We start from the raw sequence: 15,378 nt of genomic DNA on the forward strand, positions 1-15,378 counted from the left end.
ACCTCTATTATTTAATTAAAAGAATCAATTAAATTTTGCAAAACAACTTCCAACTCTCTTTCCTTGGCTATCATAGTACTTTTAAAATCTGCAGAAATAGGTATATTTTCTTTTACATATCTAGTCCACTCTCTATAACTCTTCGAACCTTTAGATGTGTTTGCTGTTTTGCTCAATCCGATAAAATTCTCTTCATAATTTAGAACATCAAGTTTTTGTTTTAACGTCATTTTTTCGAAGCCTTTCATTTTTGTAATCCTATCCATTGAAACAATATGGTCGGCTTCTAATCTTTCTCCAATTTCTATAATCTTACCAGGAATAGCTGGATCGGGCATCGGTAACTGGATATCTTTATTCACATTATTTCTAATATTTCTGGGTGGTGTCATTTCCCTCAATTTTGCGTATTCTTCATCAGAAATTTTCCGTTCACCATATCTAGCTTTGCCTTCAGATTTTGCTCCTTCTAAGACACTATCTCTAAGCTTACTTGTAGTCCTACTAGAACCACCTACACCTCTCACCACATAATCTGCGTGTTTGCTAGAGAAGTGCATCACCTCACGTAGAGTCTTACTCTCAACGCTGAAGGTAGGCATTGTTCCCATACCTCCCGAAAAGGCAAATGCCTCTTTACGGATACCGACTGGGATTCGAGTATCTAATAGTTTCTCTCCAAATTTCCTAATGACATTATTGCTCTTCGCTAGGATATTGTCAACCTTTGAACCCCATTTTTCTAGAGTTAACTACTAATGCTAGTTCAATGCTGTTTTTAAAACAGATTCCAAGAAGTCGTCTAGAGTACTATACTTGTTAACTAGATCTCCTGAAGGTAAATCTAACTCCTTATATACTCTATCAAAAGTATCATAGACATACCAACTCATACCACTCTCACCTAAAAAGAAATAGCTGTTGTTACTAGATTCCTCATGCCAAATAATATTCATTTCAAATATATCATAGACATCTTCATCTATAATATCTGGGTTTGTTTTTTGAGAAATACCATACAAAATGAAACCATTAAAATCAATTCCATTTACTTGAGAAAGAAATCTTTTATAATCTTCCATCACTTCATCATTCGGCCAAACGTTATGTTTCTTCATAAGAGCTGAAAAAACAGTATTTGGAACTCCACTATTAACAGAATCGCCGTACTTTTTTTCAATTTCTGAAATTTTTGAAATAAAATTCATCCACATTTTTTATATCTCCTCTATTCTAATTTGGATAAATATTAGCTGTAAAGAATGGCCAATCAACTAATTTAGAGTCTCCAACTTCCATACCTTTAACAATATGCCGTTGATAATTAGTTACCACTTTATGATAAGGATCATTCTTTATTAAGACAAGATTCTCAAAACTATATGTTCCACTATCATCTAATGGCAACTGATGATGAACTTGGTCTAAACCATCTGCTCATTTTTGTATATCGGAATCACTGAATCCCAACTCTCGTAATTTATCAGTATCTTTGGAAATATCCTTTAAAAATTCTTTTCGAACAGTTAAGTCAAATTCTCTTCTTAATTTTTGATATTCTTCTCTAGCTCTTTTAGCATACTCGATTTCTTTCAAAGAAATATTGGGTATCTCAACATTTTCTCCACATAGAATCCAAGAAAATCCTCCTCTGGAGCTCGAAAGTTTTGAATAAACATACCGAGCTTTATCCTTAAAATATTGAAAGACCTCACCGACTGTTGGCTGATGACCTACTCTACCTACACCAGCTAAAACTTCGCTTCCTACTGAGAAAGGAAGCTCTTTCTTAAGTAGATTTTTGGTGAAACGCTTGATGACATCATCGCCCTTCGCAAGAATCCTGTCAACCTTTGAACCCCATTTTTCGACATTTACGAGAATTCTTGCATTGATACTGTTCTTGGCTAAATGAATTATCTCAGATGCCTTAGCTCCTAACTGGTCCCCTTCGCCATCTTACTTACAGTTGCTGAACCGACAAAAAGACTGGCAACTTCAAAGGTCAAGCCTCCTGCATCATAGACATCCATATGGATAACTTTATCCCAGAGGGCTTTCCCTGTCTCCTGAGCACGATAAGCTGCCTTATCCGCATAGCCGGCATTGGGATCCTGGCCACGCTGAGCCGCACCTGGATCCGTCAGAGCAGTGTAAGTTCCTACTCCTAACTCCGCAAGGCTAGACAGGTTATCTGCCGTTCCTTGCAAGTCCCGCTTCATCCACTCTGGCATTTTCTAACCCAAAAGTATACTACAAAAAGCTATCACGTAGATAATTATTCACTAATTTTCTACCATATTTAAAAACTCACTAAATGAATTTGCCAAAAAATAAGTATTCATATCATCAGTAGACGATGCAAATTCATAGGTATCATCATAATAATAAATTCCAGCATTATCATCCTTTCTCAGCCAGAACACTATGAAGCCATGCTGAATAGTGTCCCCAATAATGATTGAGTTCGGAAACAAATCATCTTGATATTCACTTGTCCACTGTTTAATATCTCCATTTTTTACATTCGTTGAAACACCAAACATTACATCAATATTAATTTCTTCACTAACTTGAGGAATTCTTACTAAATTTTTATATCTATAAGCTGTATTTCTACCACCGTTTTCCTGCAACAAAAAACTTTTATAATCTTCCGGAAGAACCACTTCAAATTCATTTTCTAACATTAAAATTTCCCCGTTATTAGCAAATCCAAATTTATCAAGCTTCATTGTCATTCTTATTTATTACCTCTCATAATTGATATACCACCTCGATGGGCAAATTGTCTGTGTACAGCACTATCAACTGCTTGTAACGTTTTCCCATCTTGATGATGATGCCAAGTATTACCTACAGCTGCTGGACCAACAAAAAGGCTCGCAACTTCAAAGGTCAATCCTCCTACGTCATAGGCATCCATATGGGTAACTTTATCCCAGAGGGCTTTTCCTCTGTCTCTTGAGCACGATAAACTGCCTTATCCGCATAGCTCGCATTGGGATCCTAGCCACGCTGATCCGCTCCTGAATCCGTCAGAGCAGTGTAAGTTCCTACTCCTAACTCCGCAAGGCTAGACAGGTTATCTGCCGTTCCTTGCAAGTTACGCTTCATCCACTCTGGAGTTTTACCTCCTGTTAGGCGATTGACGCCATCAATAATGGCAATACCAATGATCTGAGTCGAATCTACAGCTCCGATAGCAGTCTCTGAAACCATACTGCCAGCTGCACCAATAAAACCTTCCGCAAACAAGAGGGAATCCTTCATCAACGTAAAATATCATCTAAACCACAGGACTACGATTTAAATCATAAATATCTATTTGGTTTTTTTCAAATAACATTTCTAATTTTTGATACCCATTCTCAACAAAAAAATGGTACTCCGACTCAGAAATCGGAACTGCAAACAACCAAGTTACATATTCATGATCAAATTCCAAATCGTGCAACTCCCATAAAAATGGGATAGTCAATAACATGTGCTTCATATTAGAATCTAGATAATAATTATCTATTGCATTTAGAAATACAGTCCCTGGCATACAAGGAGATGATCCATCCATCACTTTAAAAGCACAGTCACTTATTATATTTGGAAACAAATCATTCCTACTATCTGTTGAACCAATAATTTCTGCTCTTAAAGATTTATCATCTATCTTTTTGTTCAAAGTGTAGTCTGATAACCCAACAGTGGAGTAAGAAGAAACGTGTTCAATTGGAGAATCATCACCACAAAATATGTCAATTTCTTTTCCAGATTCATCTTTAAATGCATATACTCTTGGAGTACCACCAACATCATCTAAAAGCTTTCTAGCTATCTCTTTTTTATCATATTCCATAGTAAGTCCCTTTCTTCAAAATCATGGACCAAAATAAAAATCCGTCTTATCTTCACCAATATGACTTCTATTAGATTCTGGTAGCTCTGGTCTATAGCTATTGGGATTATTATATTCATCTAAAAATTGTTTACGAGTTATTTTTCTATCAGCCGCACTTTGTTGGTGTTTTCTAAATTCATGTCCCGGTTTATGCCCCATATCCCAAGGCTCCTCAATATCCATTACCTTTTTAGTAATAGGATCTTTGACAACACCTTGTTCATCCTTAGCTTTATCCCAGACAGTTTCTTTTGCATTCTTCCTATAATAGGGAACAAACTCCAGAGTAAAATCTGGAGTTTGTTTCATCTCTTTATTAGTAGCATCATACTCTGTGATATTCCCTACGGAGAAATGATGAAGTCCATTATTCAATTGGTAAGAAACCCTTACATCTAGCCATATTTCAGCATTATCTACTTCATATCCATATTTAGAGTGTCCTTTTATTTCTAGTGTGGCTATTATCAGCAAATGAGATTCTATCGCATCGCCAACCCGATTTCTTGTCAAAACACTCTTAACGGTAAAATCATCTAGCGCTTTATAGGATATCAAGGATAAAGTATAAGATCTAACTTTTATTTCATCCCTATGAAGGTAGATATAAGATTTCAACTTACTAAATAGCTCATTAAAAAAATTTTTTCAATAACTGATTCAAGGAATTTATCACTCATAAATAGAACTCCTACATTATATTTTGTGCATTACTCTTAACATATACTCAAAAGCATGATTCCGTAACCAAATACTAGCTATTTGCAATATCATCTTCAGAATATAGCATTCCTAAAAACTCTTCAAATGTATCTGTGATAAAAGTTGTGGATGGATTAAGTTCATAAGAGGATTCATGATGCCATATGCACACACTAGGATTCTCCCTTCTCTGACTATAATCTAAGCAAACAAAGTCTCCGCCAAATAAAGCCGCTACAGGTAGTAATTCTACTCCTAAAATATCTTCAGAATACAGTAAGCGTTCATCTAATTGCGTTAGAATTACATCTATATCATACATACCCAAAGTATGATTTTGAGTATCATGTAAAATACATAAAAAACGTTCTATTATACGTTCCTGATCTTGAGGTAACTTTCTGCTAAAGATATTCTTCTTAGGAATCAACCCACTATATTGTTTAAAAAATTCCTTAGCAGATGCTGGGAGTGAAACCCTCCATATCTTTTCTTCTTCATTCAGTAACTGTTCGTCAGGTAATGGTGTTATTATCGTATTTTTATATTCCATTATTAAACATTAAATCCTTCCTATTTATCTTATAGCGTCGGCCCAATGGCCTATAGTACGTCCTCCATTGTGTGGAACTATATTATGGATACCAAATGGAACTAACTCCATTTTACCTGGAACTTCTGTGTGATGCCAAGTCATCCCTTCTCTAAATCCACCGATCTTTTCATTTAACCACTTAAATCGTTCTCTATCAGTCTTCTTCCATAATTCTTTTGGTAATTGTACTGTCTCTTGAACCAAACCTGCACCTTTAAAATCTGCGTAGCCATATCTAAGCCCTTCAACTTGTCGAACTGCGACTTTCGGTAGCAGACCACGTCTAATTGACTCATTCTTTATCAAGCGTCTTTGAGCACCTGTAAGATTAGCCCCCTCTCTAATATCTTTATTCCAATTCCATGTTGTATTACTCTCTACTAACTTTGTATATTCAGATACATAGTCTGATAAGACATCATCAAAGGATAATTCTCCTTTTCCAAATGCTTCAAATCTCTTATTTTTAGCAATGCCTTCAAAGAAGTCCTTTTCTTTAGCCACATACTCTTTAAAGTTTGACGATTCTCTCGCCAGTCGGCTCTCTTTAAGATTCTGAAGTAATCGTTCTTTATCAAAGGGCTTCTCTGCCACTCTCACTACATCATCCGCATGTTTACTAGAGAAGTGCATCACATCACGCAGAGTCTTATTCTCAACGCTGAAGGCAGGCATGGTTCCCATACCTCCCGCAAAGGCAACTGCCTCTTTACGAATGCCAACTGGGATTCGGGTATCTAATAATTTCTCCCCAAATTTCCCAATGACATTATTGCTCTTCGCTAGGATATTGTCAACCTTTGATCCCCATTTTTCAACATTTGCGAGAACTCTTGCTTTGGTACTGTTCTTGGCTAACTGAATCATCTCAGCTGCCTTAGCTCCTAGCTTCGTACCCTTAGCCATCTTACCTACAGCTGCTGGACCAACAAAAAGACTGGCAATCTCAAAGGTCAAGCCTCCTGCATCATAGGCATCCATATGGGTAACTTTATCCCAGAGGGCTTTCCCTATCTCTTGAGCACGATAAGCCGCCTTATCCGCATAGCTAGCATTGGGATCCTGGCCACGCTGAGCAGCACCTGGATCAGTCAGAGCAGTGTAAGCTCCTACTCCTAACTCCGCAAGGCTAGACAGGTTATCTGCCGTTCCTTGCAAGTCCCGCTTCATCCACTCTGGAGTTTGACCTCCTGTTAAGCGATTGACGCCATCAATACTGGCAATACCAATAATCTGAGTCAAATCTACAGCTCCGATAGCAGTCTCTGAAACCATACTTCCAGCTGCACCAATAAATCCTTCCGCGAACAGGAGGGTATCTTTCATCCCTTGAGGAAGCGGTAGATTTCGTGTTCCCTCAACGACATCTCCCCACCAGGAACCAATCTCATTCGAGCGATCCTTTTTAATTCATCAATTTTATCGACAAATGACATACGGAAATCAGAACGATAAAGAGTTCCTCCGATAAAGGTTCTATCACATCCCAATATTTCCAACAAGCTCCGAAATAATATAAATATGCTCTTTTATTTTTACCTTATCTATATTTTCCACAGTCTTCTGTCCACCTAAACCAAGCAATGGGACAAATCCAAAGCAATAATCATAATCTAAGTCTCCGTATTGTTTCAATGCACTTTTATATAAATCAATTTCAAAATAATCCTTCTGAAAATCTTCATCCTTCAAGAATTTCAAGAAAAATAGAAAGTTTTCCAAAATGATTTCAAATACTCCATCTTTGTACTTTACAAGCCTTAAATATCTATTTTCTTCAAATGTTATAATATCACCGAATGCTGTCACAAATATTGGAACTGCTAAGTCCCCACGGAAGTATGTTGAATCCAACAAATCTCTATATTCCTCAGGATTAATAATTTTTAAATATCCTCCTAAAAAAGTTCCTATACCTTGATTTTGCCAAATTTGAATCAATTCATCTGGTACCATAGTACGGTATTTTTCAACTACATCCTGAGGCATCACCATAACTTTTATAAAATCATCTAACATAATATCACCTCTGTATATATTCCAATTTAATATTGAGCCTTGTTTTATCCAAATCATCTTTTAAAAGATGTTCAGTTGCTTTACGTATTTGCTGATCCATTTCGCTTATTCTTGAACGCCATTGAGATCCTAGAGAAGAATTAATACTAGTATCTCCCATACCTGTAATTTTAGTAGCATAACCGCCGGCTATCATATCTGGATCATGCAAAGCAGCTTGTGTTTTTATCCAGTCCTCAGCAATGCGCTTAGCTTCTGAACGAGAATTCCCTTGTAGCAACATCTCATTGTATTTATCTGCTAGAGCATTTTCTCTGGCAGCTTTTTGAGCAGCTTTAGCTTCCGATGAACGTCCGTTTTTGATGTATTCTTTCCTATTCTCAAAATACTCTTTTACAGTTAATTTGTTTAAACCTTCTTTTTGTCCTTTCAATTGACGAATAAACTCGGCTTCATCATGTTTCGGATTACGTTTAAATACTACGTCAATCTCCTCAATTCTTTGAATCTCTTTAGTTGATTGTAATAAATCTTCTCCCCTGTTTGCTACTTCTCCAGAACCGCCTACTCCTCGTACTACATCATCCGCATGTTTGCTTGAGAAGTGCATAACCTCACGTAGTGTCTTACTCTCAGCGCTGAAAGTAGGCATGGTTCCCATACCACCCGCAAAGGCAACTGCCTCTTTACGAATGCCAACTGGGATTCGAGTGTCTAATAATTTCTCCCCAAATTTCCCAATGACATTATTGCTCTTCGCTAGGATATTGTCAACCTTTGATCCCCATTTTTCGACATTTGCGAGAATTCTTGCCTTGGTACTGTTCTTGGCTAAGCTAATCATCTCAGCTGTCTTAGCTCCTAACTTGGTCCCCTTAGCCATCTTACCTACAGCTGCTGGACCGACAAAAAGACTGGCAATCTCAAAGGTCAAGCCTCCTGCATCATAGGCATCCATATGGGTGACCTTATCCCAGAGGGCTTTTCCTGTCTCCTGAGCACGATAAGCGGCCTTATCCGCATAGCTGGCATTGGGATCCTGGCCACGCTGAGCCGCTCCTGGATCCGTCAGAGCAGTGTAAGTTCCTACTCCTAACTCCGCAAGGCTAGACAGGTTATCTGCCGTTCCTTGCAAGTTACGCTTCATCCACTCTGGAGTTTGACCTCCTGTTAAGCGATTGACGCCATCAATACTGGCAATACCAATGATCTGAGTCAAATCTACAGCTCCGATGGCAGTCTCTGAAACCATACTTCCAGCTGCACCAATAAATCCTTCCGCAAACAGGAGGGAATCTTTCATCCATTGAGGAAGCGGTAGATTTCGTGTGCCCTCAACGACATCGCTCCACCAGGAGCCAATCTCATTCGAGCGATCCTTCAGCCAAGCTTGGATGGGGTGATGACGGCGATAAGAGGCTTCTCGCTCAGCGGCTTCTTGTTCTGCCTTGCGTTTAGCAGCCTCAATCGCTTCTGCCTTGGCTTTCGCATACTGCTGATCCATCTCATAAATCGCTTTACCGAGATCTTCATGCGCCACAAAGTTAGTTAAAACAGGATCACTATAACTCAGACTCTTCACTCTTCCAGCAGCCGCCATCTGGCTACTTAAAGCACTAAAAAGCTGTTCCGTACTGCTGGTTGTCGTCATCTTATCAAAGGCATTGACCTTATTCTTCGTATCCTGAACATACTTCCGAGCTGTCTGGGTATTAGTATAGAAGGTGCTGCTTAAGGGAGCACTCAGGTGATAGAGACTCGAAATCCCATCATAGATACTCTTGAAGTTAGTATCCATGACCTTGTGTTTCTCATCGGCTTCATTTAGCTTCTTGACCGCATCATCCAAAGTTTCTTCTGCTAAAACTGCCGTTGCAGAGGTTTCGCCAACAAGATTCTGAAAATCCGTGATCGTCTTGGAAAACTCAGAACCTAGAAATTCTAAGCCATTCTTTAAGCCAACAATCACGGGGTTATGAACATTATTGATTTCATTCGTAATCGCTTTCCCAACTTCTCCATGCATGGAATTACTGGTGATGATGGCATTCATCCCATTTTTAGCGGTATCCAACTGACTCTGAGCAGTTGCGACCATCTTCATATAGGCCTCTTGGGCTTTCTGAAGCTCCGCAATATCTACATAAAATCCCATTAGCCTTCCTCCTAGTGAACATAAAAAGCGAGGAATCAATATCTATTCTTCAATCTCCAAATTCATTTTCTTCGTCATCCAAGACTACTTCCCCTGAACTTTCCCATTCTTCTTTTGTGATTTCGCCACTTTGATACATGAAGTTTTTATTCAATTCAACTAAAATATCATCAAAGTCATCAAAACAATCGATTATCCCCCTAATTCCAGTTAATAGATTATAGAAAGCAATAGTGTAATCTGAATTCTCTGAAGAGGAAATTGTAGTAATGTCTATCTTGTTAAACAATCTTAATCCTTCATAAAAACGATCTTCATATTTTTTTAGAAAGATATTTATCGTATTGTCTATATCTCTGATACTTTCTTCTCTAAGTAGCACACCTTTATTATTCTCGTTAAGAATAGTCAATCGTTTCATTACATCTTTTAACTCTGAACTAATCATTTTAATCTCCTCCCAGAAGCTAAATTAAATTTTTTACTATTAGAAGTTCCATCAAGATTAAGAACATCCTTTACTTTACCTCTTTTATTGAATACCTCAAAATGATCTTTATGCTGACCATCTAAGTACAACTTATCTCCTTTTTTCAAAATATCATCTATATCTTTAGTCACCTCATAAACACTTTGCCCGTCATATTGTTTCTTCGTCTTTCTAAGACTGTCCCTAATCTTTTTTCCAAAGTCTGTCTCAAAAAACTCAGACATATTATTGACAGCTTGTATGGCTCGCTCCGTCCTACCAGAACCACTTACTCCTCGTACTACATCATCCGCATGTTTGCTTGAGAAGCGCATCATATCACGCAGAGTCTTACTCTCAACGCTGAAGGTGGGCATTGTTCCCATACCTCCCGCAAAGGCAACTGCCTCTTTACGGATACCGACTGGGATTCGAGTATCTAATAGTTTCTCTCCAAATTTCCTAATGACATTATTGCTCTTCGCTAGGATATTGTCAACCTTTGAACCCCATTTTTCGACATTTGTGAGAATTCTTGCTTTGGTACTGTTCTTGGCTAACTGAATCATCTCAGCTGCCTTAGCTCCGAGTTTCGTGCCCTTAGCCATCTTACCTACAGCTGCTGGACCGACAAAAAGACTGGCAATCTCAAAGGTCAAACCTCCTGCATCATAGGCATCCATATGGGTAACTTTATCCCAGAGGGCTTTCCCTGTCTCCTGAGCACGATAAGCTGCCTTATCCGCATAACTAGCATTGGGATCCTGACCACGCTGAGCCGCTCCTGGATCCGTCAGAGCAGTGTAAGTTCCTACTCCTAACTCCGCAAGGCTAGACAGGTTATCTGCCGTTCCTTGCAAGTCCCGCTTCATCCACTCTGGAGTTCTACCTCCTGTTAAGCGATTGACGCCATCAATACTAGCAATGCCAATAATCTGAGTCAAATCTACAGCTCCGATGGCAGTATCTGAAACCATACTTCCAGCTGAACCAATAAAACCTTCCGCAAACAAGAGGGAATCCTTCAAGTCCTGTGGAATAGGCAGATTCCGCGTACCTTCAACAACATCTCCCCACCAGGAACCACTCTCATTCGAGCGGTCCTTCAACCATGCTTAGATGGGGCGATGACGACGATAAGACTCCTAAGTTATTGTTTTATCTATAATCTACACTTGTAATGAAATTTAAATAATCTGAGGATTTTACAGAGCCATCATAAGCATAGTTATAGATTAGTACAACTGCATTGCCTTTATTTATAGTCAGACTCTCTAATACGTTCAATTCACACAACAACTGTTCCTCATAGGAAGCAGTTCGCAAAATAATAGATATATCGTTTGTTTCATTTGGCAAAACTGCTTTTTCAATTAAATCTTCATCTATATCATTAATGTCTATCTTAAAATCGTTGAAAAAATCAGAAACAACGATTTCTCCCTCATCATCATAAGTTAGATTAATATAATTTTCTAACTCAGTTAAATTTTTGAAATTACCTATCCAAATAGATAGCGTATTGTCTGTTTCCATTTTATTAAATCCTTTCTATCCTGAATATGGAGAATGCGGAACATCTATTTATCTACCCATCTTATAGCGACGAACAGCGTCCATTTCTCCATATCTGAAAGAAGTTTCGACCTATTCTCTTCTGTTCGATTCGATGAAAAATGTTGTAAACTATCTTTGACGTTCATTCTTTTTCAATTCCTTATCTAAATCTTGAAGTAAGTAAATGATCTCACTTTGATAATGCGTTGTCTCATCTGCAAACATTCTAACTAGACTTTTAAGATTTATGTTTTTTGCTACTTCTCCACTTTCTATAATTTCATTTGCTAATTGATAAATACTTTGAATTGAGCCTGTAACACTTTTTTGTTTGGGGTACTCTTCTTCAATAATAAAAACAATTTTTTCAGCAATTCGCTTTAAACTACTTGTCATATCTCTTTTCTCCTTCAATTATTGATAATCCATCAATTAGGAACTATTCTAAAATCCGAAATCCATTCTAATGGCCAGTCTTAACGAGTGGTCCTGCCCCCTCCGCTAAGCTTTTCTGGAGTTCCTCTGGTAAGAGCTCCAAATCGAGCTCAACAACAGAACCTAAAGGATAAATAGGACTGTAGACACTGTCCACAATCCCCATAAAATCCTGTAAATCCGTGATGGAATATAGTTGATCTAGTTGATTATAATAGATCTGAGCTTCCTGGTTCTCATAACTATATGATAATGGAGTAGAAACTAAGTTCAAAGCGCTTGACTACTTGTAAATTCATTAGCTTATCTTCAAATATTATTTTCTACTTTCACCGTATCATACCAGTTATTGAATAATTCTAATTCTGAAGTATCATCTGAAATAGGTGAATAACTATATTTGGATTTGAGACTATTGCTGCTCTTATTATAAATAATTTTGATTTCGGTAGGTACTTCTTTTTTATTATTCTCAAACAAAATCTCGATTTTTTCTAAATCATCAATTCCTAATTCTAGAAGTTGTATCTGTCTATCACGTGAATCATCTATTTTTTCATTTTCATTCAAAAAATCATTAATCTGATTAAGTTTAATTATCTCCCCATTTTTCTTAAAAAATAAATTGAAAAAATAACTACCTTCTTCCATATAACCATACAAATAAATTTCATCAATTTGACTATTCGAATATTCTAATCCTAAAGACACCAAATCAGATTGAATTTCCATTAATAAATCTTCAAATATCATTTACTTCACTCCATATTACTTTTTGTCAAATCATGTATTACCTCATATTTATGATAATCTTGATATCCTCAGTACGCATAAAGGCAGTCGAGACTTGTTGATGGGAGAGCTCGATAAAATTCAAATCAAATTTCACTGCGTTGCTTTTCTAAATTTATCATTATGGTTTGTTCCACAAAGGAGAAGGATATTCTGGTTCCTCGTTAGTCATCACTTGCAACCTGTTATATTTTACAGTTAAATCCAATATCTCAAATAAGCATTGCTCTGCTTCTTCAAAATTTTCAAATGTTCTAATCTTTCCTATAATACTTGCCCTATCTCCTAAAGAATAAACTAAGTATACTTTTTCCCCCTCATCATATTCTATTCGCGTTTGCCAATCTTCTCTCCCTTTATTCCTGCCATTAAATACGGAGACTCTTAGCGTAGTATAATTTAACTCTTCAATTTTCTGTTGAATTATTTTTTTTTCATGCATCAATTTATCCATTTATTTTATCTCCTTTAATAGTCCCATTTTTTCGTACCAGCTAACAGATGTTCCAAGTTTAATCTGCGTTCCACCACCAGCTCCAAAAGCTTTTGCAATTTCACCTTTTGCAGGAGTAGCTAAATCTGAAAATGATATCCCTCGTTTTTGCATTATAATAGAAAGTTTTTCTTGATCCACATCAGACATAGAAAGAAAACCTTCTTCAAGATTTTTAAGATTTATATCTTTAACTACTTCATATTGATGATAATCTTGATACCCCTCTGGATAAGGTAATCCGCGTTTATTAAAAGCTATAATTTTTCCATCTTCAACCGGACTAACATACGTCCCCCCTGAAGGACCAAATCTATCAATAATCTGACCCGTATGTATATTAGCAGGGGAGGTTATCGGCTTACCTAGATGATCTGTAACAAAACCTTGAGTTTCTTCCGGTGGCCATTTAATATGCCCCTCACTATCCACATAACTTCGTGATCTGACAGGAATTTTTCTTCCATCGAAACCATCATCTGCCGATAGATAAGCACGCTTGCCATTTGGCATTTCAACACGTTCTGGGAAATAGTGTCCCTTAGCTTCATACTCTCTGCGAAGATAGTCATCAAACTTCGAACTTTCCCGTGCAAGTCGACTTTGCCTAATATTTTCAAGAATCCGCTCTTTATCAAAGGGCTTCTCTGCCACTCTCACCACATCATCCGCATGTTTGCTTGAGAAGTGCATCACCTCACGTAGAGTCTTGCTCTCAACGCTGAAGGTAGGCATGGTTCCCATACCTCCCGCAAAGGCAACTGCCTCTTTACGGATACCGACTGGGATTCGAGTGTCTAATAATTTCTCCCCAAATTTCCCAATGACATTATTGCTCTTCGCTAGGATATTGTCAACCTTTGATCCCCATTTTTCAACATTTGCGAGAACTCTTGCTTTGGTGCTGTTCTTGGCTAACTGAATCATCTCAGCTGCCTTAGCTCCTAACTTGGTCCCCTTCGCCATCTTCCCTACAGCTGCTGGACCAACAAAAAGACTGGCAATCTCAAAGGTCAAGCCTCCTGCATCATAGGCATCCATATGGGTAACTTTATCCCAGAGGGCTTTCCCTGTCTCTTGAGCACGATAAGCAGCCTTATCCGCATAGCTGGCATTGGGATCCTGGCCACGCTGAGCAGCACCTGGATCCGTCAGAGCAGTGTAAGTTCCTACTCCTAACTCCGCAAGGCTAGACAGGTTATCTGCCGTCCCTTGCAAGTCCCGCTTCATCCACTCTGGAGTTTGACCTCCTGTTAAGCGATTGACGCCATCAATACTGGCAATGCCAATGATCTGAGTCAAATCTACAGCTCCGATGGCAGTCTCTGAAACCATACTTCCAGCTGCACCAATAAAACCTTCCGCAAACAAGAGTGTATCTTTCAAGTCCTGTGGAATAGGTAGATTTCGTGTTCCCTCAACGACATCGCCCCACCAGGAACCAATCTCATTCGAGCGATCCTTCAGCCAGGCTTGGATGGGGTGATGACGGCGATAAGAAGCTTCTCGCTCAGCGGCTTCTTGTTCTGCCTTGCGTTTAGCAGCCTCAATCGCTTCTGCCTTGGCTTTCGCATACTGCTGATCCAGCTCATAAATCGCTTTACCGAGTTCTTCATGCGCCACAAAGTTAGTTAAAACAGGATCGCTATAACTCAGACTCTTCACTCTTCCAGCAGCCGCCATCTGGCTACTTAAAGCACTAAAAAGTTGCTCCGTACTGCTGGTTGTCGTCATCTTATCAAAGGCATTGACCTTATTCTTCGTATCCTGAACATACTTCCGAGCTGTCTGGGTATTAGTATAGAAGGTGCTGCTTAAGGGAGCACTCAGGTGATAGAGACTCGAAATCCCATCATAGATACTCTTGAAGTTAGTATCCATCACCTTGTGTTTCTCATCGGCTTCATTTAGCTTCTTGACCGCATCATCCAAAGTTTCTTCTGCTAAAACTGCCGTTGCAGAGGTTTCGCCAACAAGATTCTGAAAATCCGTGATCGTCTTGGAAAACTCAGAACCTAGAAATTCTAAGCCATTCTTTAAGCCAACAATCACGGGGTTATGAACATTATTGATTTCATTCGTAATCGCTTTCCCAACTTCTCCATGCATGGAATTACTGGTGATGATGGCATTCATCCCATTTTTAGCGGTATCCAACTGACTCTGAGCAGTTGCGACCAACTTCATATAGGCCTCTTGGGCTTTCTGAAGCTCCGCAATATCTACATAAAATCCCATTAGCCTTCCTCCGTGTTTAAATACGGCT

Annotated in this window: 20 protein-coding genes; all 20 read right to left on the reverse strand. The window is 38.4% G+C overall.

What is annotated here, in order from left to right:
- Positions 1-11 precede the first annotated feature (11 nt).
- Entirely contained in the window at positions 12-611 is a 600-nt protein-coding gene (locus tag ACVBD2_RS05480; protein WP_461685329.1) for a transposase, read from the reverse strand.
- A 150-nt stretch (positions 612-761) separates the two neighbouring features.
- The gene (locus ACVBD2_RS05485; protein ID WP_461685330.1) at positions 762-1,214 is read right to left on the reverse strand and encodes a YrhA family protein; all 453 of its coding nucleotides are present in this window, start codon (positions 1,212-1,214) and stop codon (positions 762-764) included.
- A 723-nt stretch (positions 1,215-1,937) separates the two neighbouring features.
- On the reverse strand, positions 1,938-2,234 hold the full coding sequence (locus ACVBD2_RS05490) for a hypothetical protein (protein ID WP_461685331.1): 297 nt from the start codon (positions 2,232-2,234) through the stop codon (positions 1,938-1,940).
- A 51-nt stretch (positions 2,235-2,285) separates the two neighbouring features.
- Positions 2,286-2,735 (reverse strand): SMI1/KNR4 family protein, encoded by a 450-nt coding sequence (locus ACVBD2_RS05495; protein WP_461685332.1) that lies wholly within the window; start codon positions 2,733-2,735, stop codon positions 2,286-2,288.
- Positions 2,736-2,743: 8 nt separating this feature from the next.
- Positions 2,744-2,902: an HNH endonuclease gene (locus ACVBD2_RS05500; RefSeq protein WP_461685333.1), complete on the reverse strand. Its 159-nt coding sequence runs from the start codon at positions 2,900-2,902 to the stop codon at positions 2,744-2,746.
- A 107-nt stretch (positions 2,903-3,009) separates the two neighbouring features.
- Positions 3,010-3,273: a hypothetical protein gene (locus ACVBD2_RS05505; RefSeq protein ID WP_461685334.1), complete on the reverse strand. Its 264-nt coding sequence runs from the start codon at positions 3,271-3,273 to the stop codon at positions 3,010-3,012.
- A 16-nt stretch (positions 3,274-3,289) separates the two neighbouring features.
- Positions 3,290-3,853, reverse strand: coding sequence for a suppressor of fused domain protein (locus ACVBD2_RS05510; RefSeq protein ID WP_461685335.1), 564 nt, complete (start codon positions 3,851-3,853; stop codon positions 3,290-3,292).
- Positions 3,854-3,874: 21 nt separating this feature from the next.
- Positions 3,875-4,513 (reverse strand): HNH/ENDO VII family nuclease, encoded by a 639-nt coding sequence (locus tag ACVBD2_RS05515; RefSeq protein WP_461685336.1) that lies wholly within the window; start codon positions 4,511-4,513, stop codon positions 3,875-3,877.
- 136 nt (positions 4,514-4,649) lie between these two features.
- Positions 4,650-5,150, reverse strand: a complete 501-nt coding sequence (locus ACVBD2_RS05520; RefSeq protein WP_461685337.1) for an SMI1/KNR4 family protein — start codon at positions 5,148-5,150, stop codon at positions 4,650-4,652.
- A 24-nt stretch (positions 5,151-5,174) separates the two neighbouring features.
- Positions 5,175-6,518 (reverse strand): HNH endonuclease signature motif containing protein, encoded by a 1,344-nt coding sequence (locus tag ACVBD2_RS05525; protein WP_461685338.1) that lies wholly within the window; start codon positions 6,516-6,518, stop codon positions 5,175-5,177.
- A 153-nt stretch (positions 6,519-6,671) separates the two neighbouring features.
- The gene (locus ACVBD2_RS05530) at positions 6,672-7,211 is read right to left on the reverse strand and encodes a T6SS immunity protein Tdi1 domain-containing protein (RefSeq protein ID WP_461685339.1); all 540 of its coding nucleotides are present in this window, start codon (positions 7,209-7,211) and stop codon (positions 6,672-6,674) included.
- Between the two features lie 4 nt (positions 7,212-7,215).
- Positions 7,216-9,366, reverse strand: coding sequence for a polymorphic toxin type 15 domain-containing protein (locus tag ACVBD2_RS05535; protein ID WP_461685340.1), 2,151 nt, complete (start codon positions 9,364-9,366; stop codon positions 7,216-7,218).
- Positions 9,367-9,415: 49 nt separating this feature from the next.
- Positions 9,416-9,814, reverse strand: a complete 399-nt coding sequence (locus ACVBD2_RS05540) for a hypothetical protein (RefSeq protein ID WP_004262746.1) — start codon at positions 9,812-9,814, stop codon at positions 9,416-9,418.
- Complete coding sequence (locus tag ACVBD2_RS05545; RefSeq protein WP_461685341.1) at positions 9,811-10,944, reverse strand: hypothetical protein; 1,134 nt, start codon at positions 10,942-10,944, stop codon at positions 9,811-9,813. The genes ACVBD2_RS05540 and ACVBD2_RS05545 overlap by 4 nt, the downstream gene beginning before the upstream one ends.
- Before the next feature lie 49 nt (positions 10,945-10,993).
- Positions 10,994-11,371, reverse strand: a complete 378-nt coding sequence (locus ACVBD2_RS05550; protein WP_461685342.1) for an immunity 22 family protein — start codon at positions 11,369-11,371, stop codon at positions 10,994-10,996.
- Positions 11,372-11,521: 150 nt separating this feature from the next.
- Entirely contained in the window at positions 11,522-11,788 is a 267-nt protein-coding gene (locus ACVBD2_RS05555; RefSeq protein WP_132974265.1) for a disulfide bond formation protein, read from the reverse strand.
- Between the two features lie 67 nt (positions 11,789-11,855).
- Positions 11,856-12,101: a hypothetical protein gene (locus ACVBD2_RS05560; RefSeq protein ID WP_202612940.1), complete on the reverse strand. Its 246-nt coding sequence runs from the start codon at positions 12,099-12,101 to the stop codon at positions 11,856-11,858.
- Between the two features lie 35 nt (positions 12,102-12,136).
- On the reverse strand, positions 12,137-12,580 hold the full coding sequence (locus ACVBD2_RS05565; protein WP_004262707.1) for a hypothetical protein: 444 nt from the start codon (positions 12,578-12,580) through the stop codon (positions 12,137-12,139).
- A 160-nt stretch (positions 12,581-12,740) separates the two neighbouring features.
- Positions 12,741-13,073: an Imm59 family immunity protein gene (locus ACVBD2_RS05570; protein WP_132974263.1), complete on the reverse strand. Its 333-nt coding sequence runs from the start codon at positions 13,071-13,073 to the stop codon at positions 12,741-12,743.
- Positions 13,074-15,350, reverse strand: a complete 2,277-nt coding sequence (locus tag ACVBD2_RS05575) for a T7SS effector LXG polymorphic toxin (protein ID WP_461685343.1) — start codon at positions 15,348-15,350, stop codon at positions 13,074-13,076.
- Between the last annotated feature and the right edge of the window lie 28 nt (positions 15,351-15,378).

The sequence above is a fragment of the Streptococcus sp. KHUD_018 genome, assembly GCF_054861215.1.

Coding starts and splice junctions, on each gene's coding strand:
- ACVBD2_RS05480 (WP_461685329.1), bottom strand. CDS start 611: ATGGGAACAATGCCTACCTTCAGCGTTGAGAGTAAGACTCTACGTGAG.
- ACVBD2_RS05485 (WP_461685330.1), bottom strand. CDS start 1,214: ATGTGGATGAATTTTATTTCAAAAATTTCAGAAATTGAAAAAAAGTAC.
- ACVBD2_RS05490 (WP_461685331.1), bottom strand. CDS start 2,234: ATGCCAGAGTGGATGAAGCGGGACTTGCAAGGAACGGCAGATAACCTG.
- ACVBD2_RS05495 (WP_461685332.1), bottom strand. CDS start 2,735: ATGAAGCTTGATAAATTTGGATTTGCTAATAACGGGGAAATTTTAATG.
- ACVBD2_RS05505 (WP_461685334.1), bottom strand. CDS start 3,273: ATGAAGGATTCCCTCTTGTTTGCGGAAGGTTTTATTGGTGCAGCTGGC.
- ACVBD2_RS05510 (WP_461685335.1), bottom strand. CDS start 3,853: ATGGAATATGATAAAAAAGAGATAGCTAGAAAGCTTTTAGATGATGTT.
- ACVBD2_RS05520 (WP_461685337.1), bottom strand. CDS start 5,150: ATGGAATATAAAAATACGATAATAACACCATTACCTGACGAACAGTTA.
- ACVBD2_RS05525 (WP_461685338.1), bottom strand. CDS start 6,518: ATGAAAGATACCCTCCTGTTCGCGGAAGGATTTATTGGTGCAGCTGGA.
- ACVBD2_RS05530 (WP_461685339.1), bottom strand. CDS start 7,211: ATGTTAGATGATTTTATAAAAGTTATGGTGATGCCTCAGGATGTAGTT.
- ACVBD2_RS05535 (WP_461685340.1), bottom strand. CDS start 9,366: ATGGGATTTTATGTAGATATTGCGGAGCTTCAGAAAGCCCAAGAGGCC.
- ACVBD2_RS05540 (WP_004262746.1), bottom strand. CDS start 9,814: ATGATTAGTTCAGAGTTAAAAGATGTAATGAAACGATTGACTATTCTT.
- ACVBD2_RS05550 (WP_461685342.1), bottom strand. CDS start 11,371: ATGGAAACAGACAATACGCTATCTATTTGGATAGGTAATTTCAAAAAT.
- ACVBD2_RS05555 (WP_132974265.1), bottom strand. CDS start 11,788: ATGACAAGTAGTTTAAAGCGAATTGCTGAAAAAATTGTTTTTATTATT.
- ACVBD2_RS05565 (WP_004262707.1), bottom strand. CDS start 12,580: ATGATATTTGAAGATTTATTAATGGAAATTCAATCTGATTTGGTGTCT.
- ACVBD2_RS05570 (WP_132974263.1), bottom strand. CDS start 13,073: ATGGATAAATTGATGCATGAAAAAAAAATAATTCAACAGAAAATTGAA.
- ACVBD2_RS05575 (WP_461685343.1), bottom strand. CDS start 15,350: ATGGGATTTTATGTAGATATTGCGGAGCTTCAGAAAGCCCAAGAGGCC.